A 14,874-nucleotide genomic window follows, 5' to 3' on the forward strand; every position below is an offset into this window, starting at 1 on the left:
CATAACTAATTTCCATTAATGTCAATCAATAATGAAAACAAACAATTAGCAATCAAAGGATATACAAAGAAGTTTAAAGGCTTTATGTGGTACGCTCGTACCCGCATTCTCTTCTCGTATATTCTCGTCTTTGGTGTGACTTTTGTGGTTTTTGTTCCCGCATTTCGTGGGTTGCTATACGCACGAGTTAATACCCGTGTTTATAGCGAGACAACGGAAAAAATGCATGTATTTAACGAATTAGTTGGCACAGACAAGAAACATCATATACAAGGTAAGGAGCACACTGAAACTAATTTACTTCGGAATGCAGATCAACGTCTGCTAAAACCCCCATCTTCCGAAGAAGAGTTAGAAGAATTTTTTGATGGCTTTTTAGGCAATCAGCTTCCAGAAGACGATACATATCTGATTGCACTAATGAAAGGAAGATTTTATAAATCTAGCCCTAGAGCCAGACCAAAACAACTGAGCATAGATTCAAAAATTATTAATGATTGGGCAAAGTTAACTAAACCAGAAGAAGGTGAAAAGGTAACTTCTAGTAATAGTGTCGGCAGTATTATTTATCTTGCTCAACCTGTAATGATCAATGACAAAATCATCGGGGTATTTGTCATTGCACGTACCACAGCGGGTGAACGAAATGAAGTATTGGAAGCTGTGGGTGTAATTATTCAGGTTGCTGCAAGTCTATTATTTTTGGTTTTAGTTTTGGGTTGGTTTGCTTCGGGAAAAATTCTCGCACCTCTACGCTTATTAACACAAACTGCTCGCAGTATTAATGGATCTGATTTAAATCAACGCATCACCGTCAAAGGAGAAGGAGAAATTGCCGAGTTGGCAGCTACTTTTAATGAAATGATGGATCGATTAAAAGTCGCTTTCACCAGCCAGCGAGATTTTCTCAACGATGCTGGACATGAACTGCGAACACCAATTACCATCATTCATGGTCATCTGGAGTTGATGGGAGATGATCCTCAAGAAAGACAGGAAACTTTAGCCTTAGTGATGGATGAATTAGAGCGGATGAAACGATTGGTTAATGACCTAATTCTACTTGCTAAGGTGGAGCATCCGAATTTTTTGCATTTACAAACATTTGATATCAATAGTTTTACCGAAGAGATATTTGCCAAAGCTCAAGCTTTGGGAGAACGTAATTGGCAGCTAGAAGCAGTGGCAACAGGTAAAATAGTTGGCGATCGCCAGCGCCTAACTCAAGCTATTATGAACTTAGCAGAAAATGCTACCCAATATACTAAACCGACTGATACAATTGCTCTTGGTTCGGTAATTCATCAAGGTAAAGTTAAGTTTTGGGTACGAGATACCGGAGAGGGTATTCCACAGGACGAACAAAAAAGAATATTCGAGCGTTTTGCCCGTGCTATAAACAGTCGCCGCCGATATGAGGGTTCTGGTTTAGGATTATCTATAGTTCAAGCAATTGTAGAAGCTCACGGAGGGGAAATAACGCTTATCAGTCAACTGGGTAAAGGTGCTAAATTTATTCTTATTTTACCTCCAGAAGCGACTTCATCACACAATAGGCAATAAGGATAATTAACAGCGGTGACTATATTCAGAGTTTTTCAGGTATCAATACTAATATTTGTAGCCGCTTGTCATAGTCATATTCATAGTCATAGTTTTAGTGAGCAGGAAAAAAATATCATTGTCCCCATAGTTGTAGAACAAGCATTTAGAGCTAAATATTCTGACGTTCCCCACACTTGGGAGAGAACTCATTACGGTTATGAGGCAGTATTTATTGAAGATGGTACTGAATATGAGGCAGAGTTTTCTGTTACTGGTGAATGGTTAGAAACCGAATATTTGGTGTCTAAGGAAAAATTTCCATCTACCGTTTTAGAAAAAATAAAAAAAGAATATCCCAATTTCATTATTACCAAATACGAAATTGAAATTACATCCAAAGGCTTATTTTACGAAGCAGATATTACAGATGGGGAAAGGGAATATGAAGTATATTTTGATTTCCAAGGTAATCCTATTGTTGATTTGTATGAGGATTAATAGGGAACAATTTTAGATTTATTTTTTATGTTTTTGCAGTCTCATAAATATCCTAACTTATTTCATAGAATAATGCTTCGTCCGCTGGTTCTATAAAATGTTGTCAATCAAACCTATATGATTGAGGGTTTGTCCAATTCGCGCTTTTCCCATGACACTCCTCAAAGTACAACTCCTGGGATGCAGCTTGTACCGATGAGCGGATACCTTTCTTTTTTTATTCACATTATTTATTGATACCTTATCTATCTTCAGTGGTTTTTCCTGCATTGAGTTGATACCTGTATAAAATGTTTGTATAAAGTTTAACAAACAAAAAAAATATATAAAAAACAGTATAAGTACAGTTAATTATTTTGTATAAAAAGAAAAAAATATTAAGTAAGAGGTTTACAATCACTCAAAAAAACTGCCATGACTACAATTTCTAATTTAAACAATGGAATTTTCACTGTTGATGCTATAGGTAAAGTTAGCGTTGATTATCTCTATGATGGAGGGTTGAACAAGGGAGAACTAGCGATCTTTAGCCTTGAAGGTATGGAAAATATGGCGGTGGGTTCCGCAGAATTTATTCGTGAAGCCACTAAACGTGCTCTCAGCAATTCTCAACAGGGTTATATAGCGGTACGGGATGAAAGCGATCGCGCTCGTTTCAGCGACCTGAATAATCAAATGTCCTGGGAAAAAGATTTTAACGGCGGTATTTACAAGAGTCTCCAGACATTTGAGATGAAGGCAGGAAGCAAATTTGCGATGATGTTAGTCACCGATACTACGGTAGCTAAGATTTCTCAAAGTACCTCCATTAGTACAGACAGAGTTCTATTTTCTTTTGGTTCAGTAGATCCAATCACCGGAAAAGTTGCACCCCAAATCACAGATATTACTGGTAAAGGAAATACCTTCGGTTGGGAAGATATTAATACCTTAAAACCAACCAATAATGATTTCAACGATATGGTTGTTCAGGTGTCTGGTGCAACAGCGATCGCACCTGCTCTCAAAGATTCTGTTAACTCTAACCGAAATTGGTTAAATACCCAAGTTGGGCAGGAATTATCACAATATGCTAACCGTTCTCGGTTTGAATCGGGTACATTTATTGTCGATGGTACTGGTCAAGTTCAATTTGACTATCTCTATGATGGCGGTTGGTATCAAGGAGAGTTAGCCGTCTTTAGCCTCAAAGGGATGCAAAATTACAAACCAGGTTCTGCAGAGTTTACACGAGAAGCCACAGCTCGCGCTTTAAGTAACTCGAAACAGGGTCACATTCTGATTAGCGATCGCACGGAAGGATCGCGCTTTAACGGTAATGTGAGTTGGGAACCTAACTTTAACGCTGGTGAGTATAAGGGAATTAAGTCTTTCCAGATGGATGCTGGGGATGAGGTAGCATTTATGCTAGTACAAAATACTACCTTTGATGAGATTTATCGCCAACCCTACGCTACTGCTCAAGCAGGTAAACAAGTTATTTTCTCTACCGATAAAAAGCAGCTAGTTGCAGTAGATAAAAATGGCACTCTAGCATTTGAAGATGTCGGTATTAGCTCTGGTAAGGCAGATAAAGATTTCAATGATTTGGTTTTCCAAGCCAAAGGACTCAACGGTAACAACATCCCTGAGATGAACGCTGAAATTAATTCCCAACGGGATTGGCGAACTAGCTCTACTGGACAAGACTTGCTCAAATATGCAAACCGCTCTACATATAGTGAGGGAGTGTTTGAAGTTGGTGAAACTGGTAAGGTAACTTTTGACTTTCTTTTTGATGGCGGTTGGTATAAAGGAGAGTTTGCCGTCTTCAGTCTCAAGGGAATGGAGAATTATAAACCTGGTTCGGAAGCTTTTATCAAAGAAGCCACGACACGCGCTCTCAGCAATTCTAAATTAGGTTATGTCTTGGCGAATGACCCGACTGAAGCGGCACGGTTTAGTGCAAAACTGTCTTGGGAACCTGATTTTAATTCTGATGGTGCAAAATATTTAGGAGTTAAAACCTTTAACATGGATGCAGGTGATAAATTTGCCTTCATGCTCGTCCCCAATACCACTGTTAAAGAGATTAACTCATTTAAGGGCATAAGTAGCGCCAGCTCTATGGTGCAATATGGAAAGGTACCTCTATTCTCCATTCCCGAAGCGAATCCTAGGATGGGTCGTGGACAAATGGTAAGTGTAGATGGTAGCGGAACTTTTGCTTTTGAAGATATTCCTACAGGTTTGTCTACTTCCGACCGCGATTACAACGATTTCGTTTTCCAAATCAAAGGTGCTACAGGAATCACTCAGTCAATAGATGATTTCTCTAACTCCGATCGCAATTGGCGTGCTACAGAAGTAGGAAAAGAATTACTCAAATATTCAAATCGGGCTGTTTTTGATGAAGGTGTCTTTCAAGTCGATTCAACAGGTCAAGTAAAAATCGACCTACTCTACGATGGTGGTGGTCATCACACCGATGAAATTGGCATTTTTAGCCTCAAAGGTATGGATATATATGAAGCTGGCTCAGATGCTTTCATCAGAGAAGCTATTCGCCGCGCCAGTAGTAATTCTACAGATGGTTATGTTGTAGTCAAAGATGCTGAAGAGGGTGCGCTTTTCAGTGACAATAGTGGCATTCTAGACTGGGAAATAGACTTTAATGATGGAGCATATCAAGGGAAGAAAACTTATCAGATGAAGGAGGGAGATACTTTTGGTTTTGTTCTCGCTTCTAATAAAACTTTTAATGATGTTTTAACTGGACAAAGTTTGAAAAATAATAACAGACCTTTCTTCTCTATGTCGGCGGTTAATTTAAACCATGATGTACAAGTGGGAGATGTACTTACAGGAACTAAAGGAACAATTATTGGTTTTGAAGATCTTTCTCTTAATGGAGGTTCTAATCGAGACTACAACGATTTTGTGATTAGCGTTGAAGGAGCTAAGAGTATTGGCATCACCAACGTCAAAGATATCATGGTTAACTATCATAACTGGGTGGATACACTAATAGGAAATGATATTGTTAACTACTTTAATAATGGAGCTACTTTGACAAATACTTTTTTCTCAAATAATACTAATCTAGGGTAAGCTCTAACGAACGAAACGCGGTTTCTTCAGTTGAAATACGAAACATTCTTGTCTTGAGTCGAAAGAAACCGCGCTTATTTACTTCACCAAAAGTTTTGAAAAACGTCAAATCGAGCTTTTTAATTATAGCAGTGGATATCTTGGTTAGGATATACTATTTGTCTAAAAAGGAACTCTTAGGAATGTGGATTAAATAAAGTGCAAGCCTTGCGGTATACAAGAAAAGCGGAGCTTAACCCACCATTTCAAGCTTAATCGAAAAGTGCAGGTTATTAAATTCGCGTTCCTTAAAGATTTAGTCATTGTTTGATTAAAATAGTCGATAAAGTTGAGTCTGTTGCTTGTCAAATCATCCTCGCCTGGATATAACTTGGCATTGAAAACCCGTTCAAATCATTAAATCTGATTTTTTCTTATGTAGCATTATTTTAGAGAATTGAAGGAACGTAAAAATACTGTAATCAATGAAAATTTTATGTAGCTTCCTCTATATTTTTTGTATCTTTTGTTTGCAAATATTTTGAATTTGGGGTTTCTTGACAGCCAATACCCATTACTACTAAACCTGGCCAATATAAATACACTAATATTTCCAAATTCTCGCCATTCGCATATAAAAAAAGAATCATCACAATACTCAAGCCAACTTTAGCTGTCGGGCATTCCTTATTCATTGACTTGATTAATAAATAAATAAAACTTGCAGCCATTGGGACAGCAAGGGCTATAAACCCGATAATACCTTTGACAAACAATACACCAGCCCAAGTATGGTGCGAACCAATGGGCATATATTCCACAATGTGGGGACCATCTTCAACCACACCATGTCCCCAAATGGGGGCTTCAGTATGCCAACGATATATAGCAATTCGTTTTAATGCCATACGTACCCTTGTAGAAGCTGCTCGTGCAGCTTTGAAACCTTCCCAAAAATTATCAATAGCCATAATTATAGAGGGGGAGAAAATACCACCCAAATAACTTGCAAACCCCATTCCAATTAGTATCCGTGGTCGGCTCATACCAGATAAAACAGACGTTAATAAAGGAATAACTACAATACAAAGTTGAGCCATACGAGACTTACAAACAAAGCACATCAGCACCGAACCAATTAATCCTAAGTAGCGCCATTTTTGATTTTTTTCTTGCAATGCCAACATAAAATTCACATTACCAACAAAACCCAATGCTGGTCCCCAAGGGGTAAAAAGCCGCCAACGTAAGTCACCAGTGCTACCATCAATTTCATAGAAAGGTACGTCAAAAAATTCATTACCTGGACCTCCTATAGCTCTTAGTGGTGAAACATAAAGAACTTGGGGTAAATGTAAAGAGGGAGCCAAAAGTAAAAACGGGGTAATCAACAGGGTATGAAAACCGACAATGCAAACAGCTCGATAAATTAATTGGGGACGAATATTTAAGCATCCAGCTAAAGGATAGAGAGCAAGTGCAGCCCAACCTTTAGCCCAGCCAATAGAAGATTTAATAATCAAACTAGTTGGTAGGTTATAGTCTACATGACCACCAATTAATGCGATTTCCATGAATATCATTCCAATTACCCAAAGCCAGATCACCCAGGAGATAGAAATTTTTTCCTCAACTGGGGTGTCTTTAGTCTGAGCCAGGATTTTAATTACTAGAAATAGTAAAAGTAGCCAACCCATAATAGCGCCAACAACATACAATCCACCAACAAGCCAAATAAAATAAGTATTGGCGATCGCCCACCAAACTACTTTTTCTGGTATGTTTTGCGGCTGGATATCATCTTTGTCTTTTGTATCTTGATTGATTTGTTTTTTTTTCATTAGTTCTTACTTTCTCAGTGTTCCCCAACTTGTACCTTCAGGAAAGCCACTTGGATAATTTATCTATCCAGGGTTTACGAATCCAGATCAAGCACATACCAAGAGTAGAAAATACAGAACCCATTGCAGCTCCAGCCAGCACTAAGCCTTTCTTGGGAGTTGTCGGTTCAGTTGGTAAACTAGGCTCTACAGCCATCTGTATCAAGGGGTAAGCTGAAAAAATATCTCCTTGTCCTAAATCTAATTTGGTGAGGGTAGAGGCAAAGGTTGCTTCGGCTATTTGTGCGTCGCGCTTCAAGTTGTCCAGGCTAGATTCTCGTTGAGAGAGGGTATCTAAGCGCTTCTCTAACTGATTAATTTCTACATCTAGTGCTTTTGCCTGAGCTTTTAGTCCTTGTGCCTCTGAGTTGTAAGATACCAAACTCTGGAATAATGCATCCCGGCTTGACCCATTTAAAGCCAGAGCTAAACGATTAAGTTTAAATATAGTTATTGGTTTACCTAATATATACTCACTGCGTTGCAGTAGAGCTGCTAGAGTTGCTTCCTGTCGTTTGCTTTCATTCACCACATTGGGATGATTAGAGGTCAAATCAGCCAGTAAAAGTTCCCGCTTTGATGCAGCTTGACTATAATCTTTGAGATTTTGTTGAAAGACTTGATCTGCATGGAGAAAAAAAGCATCGGCAGCTTCCTGGGGAGATAGTCCGAGAACTCTGACAAGCTCTTGTATACGTTTGCTTGTCAGTTCTTCTTGGGCTTTAGTTTCTGCTAGCTGTCGGCGTAACTGCTCAATGTTGGAAGATAAATTACCTACTTGTTCAGGAAAACTCAGACCATAACGCATTTTATAATTTGATAGCTGTTTCTGAGCCTCCTGTAGCTTTTGCTGGGTGGTAAGGAAGATTTTCTCTGTAGGTTCCCGACGCTGAGTGATTTCTCCGCTTCGTAAGGTATTAGTTTCGTTCACCATAGCCTGATACAAAGCTAGAGATTTCTTGTGTGCATCTTCTGGGCTTTTACCAGTGAGTTCAAACTGCATGATGGTGGTGTTATCTATGAGTTTGATGCGAGGTTTACCAAATTGATCTTGCGGAATTTTGGCGATCGCAGAAGCCGCTTTGATCACTGCATCACTAGTAAAAATAAATTCATAATTAGACCGAGCATCATAAGTAGAACTACCGAGAGAAGAAACGCTGGAAGATGTTGCCTGACCAATTCCTGGTAAATTAACATTAACGCCAGAACTAGCACCACTTAAAAGTAGAGCAAACTCACTGGTATAGCTTGGTTTGGTGACTTTTAAATACTGGACTGATGATCCCCAAATCAAAGTATTGCTTAACCCTGCAAGAATAATATAGCGAAGCCAACGACCAGTGATTAAATTTTTGACCTCTAATATTTTGACAATCAACACCTGTTGCGAACCCTTAACAAATCTCATGGAATATAAATACCAAATAGGAGCGTTTGAATCGAGTGTCAGAATAGAAATAATATTGATTAATAAAAATCTTATTAATTTGAAACATCAGAATTGTTTGAACTGGTTAGATTGAAAAAAATTATGTATATATTTTACTTTTTGTAAAAACGGCAATCAATAATGGCAAGCATTCTATTTAGATACATAGGCAAAAATAAAGCTTTATTAATACATATACAAGACAAACAAAACATTCTTTTTGAACACATACAAAATATACATTATGTTCATGGAAGCATGTTTTTTATGATCACAACATTATATCCAATTTAAATAAATGTCCAAAAAATCTTAATATCAAGATGAATCAAATACACAGACAAGCTTGAATTTTAGGCATTTTTAGTAAATTATCAGACTTACGGCTGTCGTCTTTTCAGATTATCTTGGAGGTGAAATTGGGTGTAAAGCTCGACATTCATACTAATGATAGATTATAAACAAAATAGTAATAGAGAATTTATATTTAGATTGTGAATATACACCAAGGTTCAAAAGCTGATGCAGCTATCTTGTTCCGGAAAGACTCATTCAAAAATCAAACCGGATTTCTAGGAATTTATTTTTTGATTTGAATACTTATCAAATATATTGACAATTTCAAAAAAATATAAATTTATTATTGATTGAGCAAAATTTGATAGTTTTGTGCATTTTTTCATTGATTGTCATGATTTTTAATCATTTTGTTAATCAAATATGGGACATACAATAGGGTTGCTAAATACTTATTCAACTTTAAATATTGGTGATGCTGCAATTTATACCGCTCTGACTGCCTTAGTATCTGAGGCTAAAGTAGTAGCTCAATTTCAAGATTTAGAACCGAATTATATTCCTGGGTTGCAAATTTTGCCACAGATAGGAACTTGTAATGCCTATATCAGTGTAGGTGGCGATATTTTCAATAATGCCCGCGAAGGTTTGATCACGAAAGCTTTTATTAAAAATCTTTTGCAATTGCAGCGATCGCCTCGGCATACTTTTGTGTTTGGACAGTCAATTCCGCGCTCGTGTCACGGTTTGAGTTTCCAGGCTTTGGCATTTTTTTGGCGGCGTTTAGCTGCTGTTTGTGTTCGGGATGTCCAAAGCCATCAACGTTTAATCCAAGCTGGAGTAAAGGCAATTTTGTCTTTTGATGTCGCCTTTAGTCTCTCTGTCACTGAAGAGGCGAAGATCAGGGCAAAACAGGTTTTACAAGCTCTAGATATTTCCCCAGACTCAGCTGCATTGATTTCTCTGCGTGCTTTTGACTCGATGTATAGCCATGATAATCAGCAGTTTCAAACTCAACTGGTGACTCTTAGTCGTAACTTGTACAAACAGGGATATCAACCTGTATTGCTGATTCAATCTCAAGCCTACGGTGCTGATAATGACTTAGCAGTGGCAGAAGAAATCGCTCGCCAAGTTCCAGAACTCAAGATTTTTAATCCCTTTGTCGTCACTCATGAATTGCCCAATTGGCAACTAGTAATGGGAGCATTGGCAATTTGTCGTTTGATTGTTGCCATTCGCTATCACACAGCAGTTCTAGCTTTAGCTAGTGGTAAAGTTCCTTTTAATTTGTACTACTCAAATAAGGGCAAAGATTTAACCCAACGGTTGGGAATCCCTGGGTGCAGCTTGGAAGAGTTCAACCCACATACAGATATAAATGCGATCGCTGCCACCGCTGATGCAACCTTTGACGATGCGGCGATTCGTCAACAGGTTAAACAAGACTTCCAAACATGCTATAGCCAAGTAGTACCAAAATGAAAGCCAAAGTTTGTCATCTGGTGGGTGGTCAGGGTATGGGCTGGACTGGTGGCATCAAAGCCACTTTAAAAAGTTTAGAAATGTCCCATCTATCACAAAAATTTGAGTTTGCGATCGCACCTTTGTCAGATGCATCATTTATTGTCAGACAACAGCGACCTGATGTAATTGTGGTTCATGCAGCTTCCTCTTGGCGGGGGTTGTTGTCCCTCTGGAAGCTGAAGCGTTCATCCAAGTTAATTGTCAATGAACACCATTATTCAGCCAGCTTTGAAGCCTTTAATGTTCCCTCAGTGGCTCGGTTTCATGGGATGCTCAAACTGACTTATGGAATGTGCGATCGCGTCATTGCTGTTTCTGTAGGACAACAGCAATGGATGCAGAAAAATAAATTAGTTGCGCCTGATAGGATTGCCCTGATTCAGTCTTCGCGGATGGTTGATCAATTCTTAGCTGTTTCCCCCAAACCCAGAGTTGCAAATCAACCATTTGTGTTAGGAGCCTATGGACGCTTTTGTTGGCAAAAAGGGTTTGATATTCTGATTGAAGCAGTCAAACAACTTCCTGATTCCCAAATTACATTACAACTGGGTGGTAGTGGAGCAGACGAAGCCAAGTTAAAAGAATTAGCTGCTACCTGCCCTGATATTGAATTTGTCGGTCGCATTGATGATGTACCTGCTTTTTTGAGTCATTGTGATGCTGTGGTTATTCCCTCCCGTTGGGAACCTTGGGGTAATGTGTGTTTAGAAGCTCGGGCGGCAGCTAAACCGATTATTGCGTCTGCGGTGGATGGTTTGAGTGAACAGATGCAAGGCTGTGGACGACTGATCCCAGTAGAAAACCCAGTAGCACTAGCTAAAGCAATTCAAGAATTAGCCGCTCTACCATCTGTCCAATTAGCACAGATGGGACAAGAAGGAAAAGCCTCAGCAATCACCGCTTGGGAGACTTATTTATCTAATTGGCAAGGGTTGCTAGAGGAAGTAATATGAAAGCGATCGCTCAGGCTCTAGCTGCTTTCAAAAAAGACCGATTTGTCCGCAACATTGGCTGGATGGGGTCTTCCGAATTAGTGATTCGGGTATTCCGCCTGGTGACTACCGTGATTCTCGCCCGGTTGCTCAGTCCTGAAGACTATGGACTCGCTGCCATTGTCCTCATGACTCACGACTTTATTCGGGTATTTACCCGCAATGGTATTGCAGACAAAATTATCCAGGCGGATGCATCCGAGGTTGAAGAGTTGTGCCGTACAGCTTATGGATTGAATTGGTTAATTGCTTTGGTTCTTTTCACCCTGCAATGTTTAGTATCCTTAGCGATCGCCCAATTCTACGGTAATTTCCATCTCATTGTTCCTATCTGTTTAATTGCCATCACCTACCTGATCTATCCTCTAGCGATGGTGCAAACAGCCCTGATTCGTAGAGAAAATCGCTTGAATATTTTGGCTTTGATCAGTTTAGTTCAAATTTCCACAGATAACGTTCTGACAGCGATTTTAGCCTTATCTGGCATGGGAATGTGGGCGATCGTTTTACCGAAATTTTTGGTGGCTCCCATCTGGATTATTCTCACGTTTAAATATCATCCTTGGCGGATGACTAAATCTTTCTCCTTTAATAAATGGCAACAAATTACCTCCTTTGCCAGCCGCATTTTGGGAGTCGAGTTACTCACCATCTTTCGGGAAAACGTCGATTATCTCTTAATTGGTCGGTTTGTCGGTGTGCAAGCTTTAGGGGTTTATTACTTCGCCTTTAATGCTGGTTTAGGAATTAGCTTGAGCGTCATTAATGCCATTCGCGTATCCCTATTTTCGGATCTGTGCAATCTGAACTCTCAACCTAGCTTATTTGCTCAACGCTATCTGCAAAGCCTACGCAAAATAGCCATGATGATTGTGCCTCTGGTGGTGCTGCAATCCAGTTTAGCTCCCTTTTATGTTCCCTTAATATTTGGGCAGAAATGGGTTGAGCGTGGAGCCGTACCCATCTTAATTTTGATTTGTATTTCAGCCCTATCTCGCCCCTTTGCTGATGCAGCCTCTTTGATGTTCCGAGCCTTTGGTCAGACGCAAATTGAATTGCGCTGGAATATCATATTCACTATTTTTCTAGCCATTGCTATTTGGGTAGGAACCCAGTGGGGTATCTTAGGAGCTGCGGTTGCTGTCATGGCAACTCACCTGATTCTACAGCCCCTATATACCCTTTGGGCTACAAGGCAAACCCTACCAAAATTTTTACAGGAGGCTAAAGGATGATCACAAATAGCCCAAGGATATCAGTAGTGATACCCGCCTACAATGCTGCACAATTTTTACCAGCAGCAATTACTTCTGTGCAACACCAGACTTTTTCCGATTGGGAACTACTAATCATTAATGATGGTTCTACGGATGACACAGTTGAGGTTGTCAGACAATATGAACAAAGAGATACCCGTATTCATCTAATTAACCAAGTGAATCAGGGCGTATCTGCTGCTCGTAACCAAGGAGTGGAAAACAGCCAAGGTCAAATCATCGCCTTTCTGGATGCTGATGATCAATGGCTACCTAAAAAATTATGCATACATCTGGAACATTTACAGTCCAATCCTGATTTAGGGGTTAGCTTTGCCCAAGTAGAAATACTGAATCCGTCGGGTGAACCAAGTGGACAGGTTTCTAGTGGTCGTTTAACTCATTTAAAATCCGAATATTTCCTTTCAGAAAACCCCACCACTACTACTTCTAATTGGGTTATCCGCAAAGAAGTATTTAGTCAAGTAGGAGGCTTTTGCCATGATATGAGCTACTCCGAGGATATGGAATGGCTACTTAGGGTAATTTGCACTAGTGATTGGCAAATTGTAGGTATTAACCAAGTGTTGACTCAATATCGTACCAGTTCCAGTGGGCTGTCTGCTCAGTTGTATCAGATGGAAGCAGGCTGGAATCAACTTGTGCAGAAGGCGAAAATTTATGCACCCCAATTGGTTGAGCAGCATTTTGCTTTAGCTCAGGCTATACATTTACGTTATTTAGCTCGGCGGGCTTTTCGTCTGAAATTACCTGCAAAAGTGGGAGTTGATTTTATCAGCCGTGCTTTGCATTCTGATTGGCGATTGTTTTTCTATCAAACTCGGCGGACTTTATTAACTTTGGTTGCGGTGTTTGGGATGTTGATACTTGAGAAGGTTTTTCTCATCCAGAGACATTCCCCTGTTGAGGAAAGTATCCATCGTGTAGAAAGTCATAGTTGAGTATGTGTAAAAGATCCCCTGTACTCGACCAACCCAAGATTGCCGGGTAGGGCAAGCAGGGGGGCAGGGGGAGAAGAGAGGCAGGGGGGAAAGAGGTGTTTTCTTCATCCAAGGCGGGCAACCCAAGTCCCTGCCAGCAAGCAAACTTACCTTGCCAGACTACTAGTTTTATACTTCCATCTGTTAGCGATTAGCTAAAACCTTACTAATCAAAGCTAATAGCGATTTTAAAAGTCCAATTTCTAACCGTTTTCAGTATACCTAAAAGGAAACCTCTGTTTCTCGTTCCCTTCTTATTGAATTACAAATACGTAGCTTGCTTCTCGCCTTTGGCGAGTATTAGGAATTATGAAATTATCTGTAATTATTCCAGTTTACAATTCGGAATCTTCGGTGGCGGCGACGCTACGGTCTGTTCTTGCACAAACCTATGATGACTTTGAAGTGATCATTGTTGATGATGGTTGTACAGATAACAGCATTGATATCTGTAAGCAGTTTCATGACTCCCGCATCAAGATTATCCAGCAACAAAATCGAGGATTGGCAGGAGCGAGAAACACTGGTATTCGTCACGCGCAGGGGGAATATTTAGCTTTTGTTGATAGTGATGACCTGTGGTTAGCGGAGAAATTAGCCAAACATATTCAGCATTTTGAGCGATCGCCTGAAGTTGGGGTGAGTTTTTCCCGCTCTAGCTTTATTGATGACCAAGGTGAGCCTTTGGGAATTTATCAGATGCCTAAATTAACAGATATTACGCCAGAATATTTATTCTGTCGCAATCCTATTAGTAATGGGTCATCGGTGGTGATTCGTCGAATTGTTTTGGAAGCTATTAAGTTCCAAGAGAATCTTTATGGCGAAATTGAAGATTTTTATTTTGACGATCGCTTTCGTCAATCTGAAGATATTGAGTGTTGGCTGCGAATTGCGCTGCAAACTAATTGGAAAATAGAAGGTATACCCGAAGCTCTCACCCTCTATCGGGTGAATATGGGTGGTTTGTCAGCTAATGTTCTCAAACAATATGAATCTTGGGAGCAAATTCTCGTCAAAACCCAGGTCTATAATCCTCAGTTTATCGACCTATGGGGAAACAAAGCTAGAGCTTATCAACTACGATACTTAGCCCGAAGAGCAACCAGACAGCGAGCGCCAAAAATTGCCGTTAACCTCTTGCACAAAGCTGTAGGAATATATTGGCGGATTTTTGTAGAAGAACCTCAACGTACATTTATTTCTTTTGGTGCTGCTTATCTTTTATGGATTCTACCGCAATTTTTGTATCAGAATTTAGAAAAATTAATGATGCAAATTACTGGAGCAAATCAACAGCGACGTATTTTGCATGAGCAGAAATCAGAATTCAAGCCGATGAATTCTGAAGTATTTAATTCATAAATATGAAGGGAA

10 protein-coding genes are annotated in these 14,874 nt (G+C 39.6%); 8 read left to right on the plus strand and 2 right to left on the minus strand.

Annotation, left to right across the window (positions count from 1 at the left end):
• The first annotated feature begins 18 nt into the window (after positions 1 to 18).
• The 3 genes from CAL6303_RS13870 (at position 19) to CAL6303_RS13880 (ending at position 5,133) form a co-directional block, all read left to right on the plus strand.
• Complete coding sequence (locus CAL6303_RS13870) at positions 19 to 1,563, plus strand: sensor histidine kinase (RefSeq protein WP_015198434.1); 1,545 nt, start codon at positions 19 to 21, stop codon at positions 1,561 to 1,563.
• 15 nt (positions 1,564 to 1,578) lie between these two features.
• Positions 1,579 to 2,043 carry a PepSY-like domain-containing protein gene (locus tag CAL6303_RS13875; RefSeq protein WP_015198435.1) on the plus strand — a complete coding sequence of 155 codons (465 nt, stop codon included), beginning with the start codon at positions 1,579 to 1,581 and terminating at the stop codon, positions 2,041 to 2,043.
• Positions 2,044 to 2,457: 414 nt separating this feature from the next.
• Positions 2,458 to 5,133 carry a DUF4114 domain-containing protein gene (locus CAL6303_RS13880; RefSeq protein WP_015198436.1) on the plus strand — a complete coding sequence of 892 codons (2,676 nt, stop codon included), beginning with the start codon at positions 2,458 to 2,460 and terminating at the stop codon, positions 5,131 to 5,133.
• A gap of 473 nt (positions 5,134 to 5,606) precedes the next feature.
• Here the strand turns inward: CAL6303_RS13880 and CAL6303_RS13885 are convergent, their stop codons facing one another.
• On the minus strand, positions 5,607 to 6,953 hold the full coding sequence (locus CAL6303_RS13885; protein WP_015198437.1) for a hypothetical protein: 1,347 nt from the start codon (positions 6,951 to 6,953) through the stop codon (positions 5,607 to 5,609).
• A gap of 37 nt (positions 6,954 to 6,990) precedes the next feature.
• Positions 6,991 to 8,403, minus strand: a complete 1,413-nt coding sequence (locus CAL6303_RS13890; RefSeq protein ID WP_015198438.1) for a GumC family protein — start codon at positions 8,401 to 8,403, stop codon at positions 6,991 to 6,993.
• A 741-nt stretch (positions 8,404 to 9,144) separates the two neighbouring features.
• Between CAL6303_RS13890 and CAL6303_RS13895 the strand changes: the two genes are divergently transcribed.
• From CAL6303_RS13895 to CAL6303_RS13915, 5 genes are all read left to right on the plus strand, one after another.
• A complete protein-coding gene (locus CAL6303_RS13895) occupies positions 9,145 to 10,206 on the plus strand; it encodes a polysaccharide pyruvyl transferase family protein (protein WP_015198439.1) in 1,062 nt (353 codons plus the stop codon).
• Positions 10,203 to 11,201 carry a glycosyltransferase family 4 protein gene (locus CAL6303_RS13900; RefSeq protein ID WP_015198440.1) on the plus strand — a complete coding sequence of 333 codons (999 nt, stop codon included), beginning with the start codon at positions 10,203 to 10,205 and terminating at the stop codon, positions 11,199 to 11,201. The genes CAL6303_RS13895 and CAL6303_RS13900 overlap by 4 nt, the downstream gene beginning before the upstream one ends.
• A complete protein-coding gene (locus CAL6303_RS13905) occupies positions 11,198 to 12,475 on the plus strand; it encodes a lipopolysaccharide biosynthesis protein (protein WP_015198441.1) in 1,278 nt (425 codons plus the stop codon). Before CAL6303_RS13900 ends, CAL6303_RS13905 begins: the two co-directional genes overlap by 4 nt.
• A complete protein-coding gene (locus CAL6303_RS13910; protein ID WP_015198442.1) occupies positions 12,472 to 13,458 on the plus strand; it encodes a glycosyltransferase family 2 protein in 987 nt (328 codons plus the stop codon). Before CAL6303_RS13905 ends, CAL6303_RS13910 begins: the two co-directional genes overlap by 4 nt.
• 348 nt (positions 13,459 to 13,806) lie before the next feature.
• Positions 13,807 to 14,862, plus strand: coding sequence for a glycosyltransferase family 2 protein (locus CAL6303_RS13915; protein ID WP_015198443.1), 1,056 nt, complete (start codon positions 13,807 to 13,809; stop codon positions 14,860 to 14,862).
• The last annotated feature ends 12 nt before the right edge of the window (positions 14,863 to 14,874 follow it).

The organism is Calothrix sp. PCC 6303 (assembly GCF_000317435.1).
GTDB lineage: Bacteria > Cyanobacteriota > Cyanobacteriia > Cyanobacteriales > Nostocaceae > PCC-6303.

What these genes read in the sequence shown, in the direction of transcription:
- CAL6303_RS13885 (WP_015198437.1), bottom strand. Translation starts at nt 6,953, where the DNA reads ATGAAAAAAAAACAAATCAATCAAGATACAAAAGACAAAGATGATATC.
- CAL6303_RS13890 (WP_015198438.1), bottom strand. Translation starts at nt 8,403, where the DNA reads ATGAGATTTGTTAAGGGTTCGCAACAGGTGTTGATTGTCAAAATATTA.
- CAL6303_RS13880 (WP_015198436.1), top strand. Translation starts at nt 2,458, where the DNA reads ATGACTACAATTTCTAATTTAAACAATGGAATTTTCACTGTTGATGCT.
- CAL6303_RS13895 (WP_015198439.1), top strand. Translation starts at nt 9,145, where the DNA reads ATGGGACATACAATAGGGTTGCTAAATACTTATTCAACTTTAAATATT.
- CAL6303_RS13915 (WP_015198443.1), top strand. Translation starts at nt 13,807, where the DNA reads ATGAAATTATCTGTAATTATTCCAGTTTACAATTCGGAATCTTCGGTG.
- CAL6303_RS13905 (WP_015198441.1), top strand. Translation starts at nt 11,198, where the DNA reads ATGAAAGCGATCGCTCAGGCTCTAGCTGCTTTCAAAAAAGACCGATTT.
- CAL6303_RS13900 (WP_015198440.1), top strand. Translation starts at nt 10,203, where the DNA reads ATGAAAGCCAAAGTTTGTCATCTGGTGGGTGGTCAGGGTATGGGCTGG.
- CAL6303_RS13910 (WP_015198442.1), top strand. Translation starts at nt 12,472, where the DNA reads ATGATCACAAATAGCCCAAGGATATCAGTAGTGATACCCGCCTACAAT.
- CAL6303_RS13870 (WP_015198434.1), top strand. Translation starts at nt 19, where the DNA reads ATGTCAATCAATAATGAAAACAAACAATTAGCAATCAAAGGATATACA.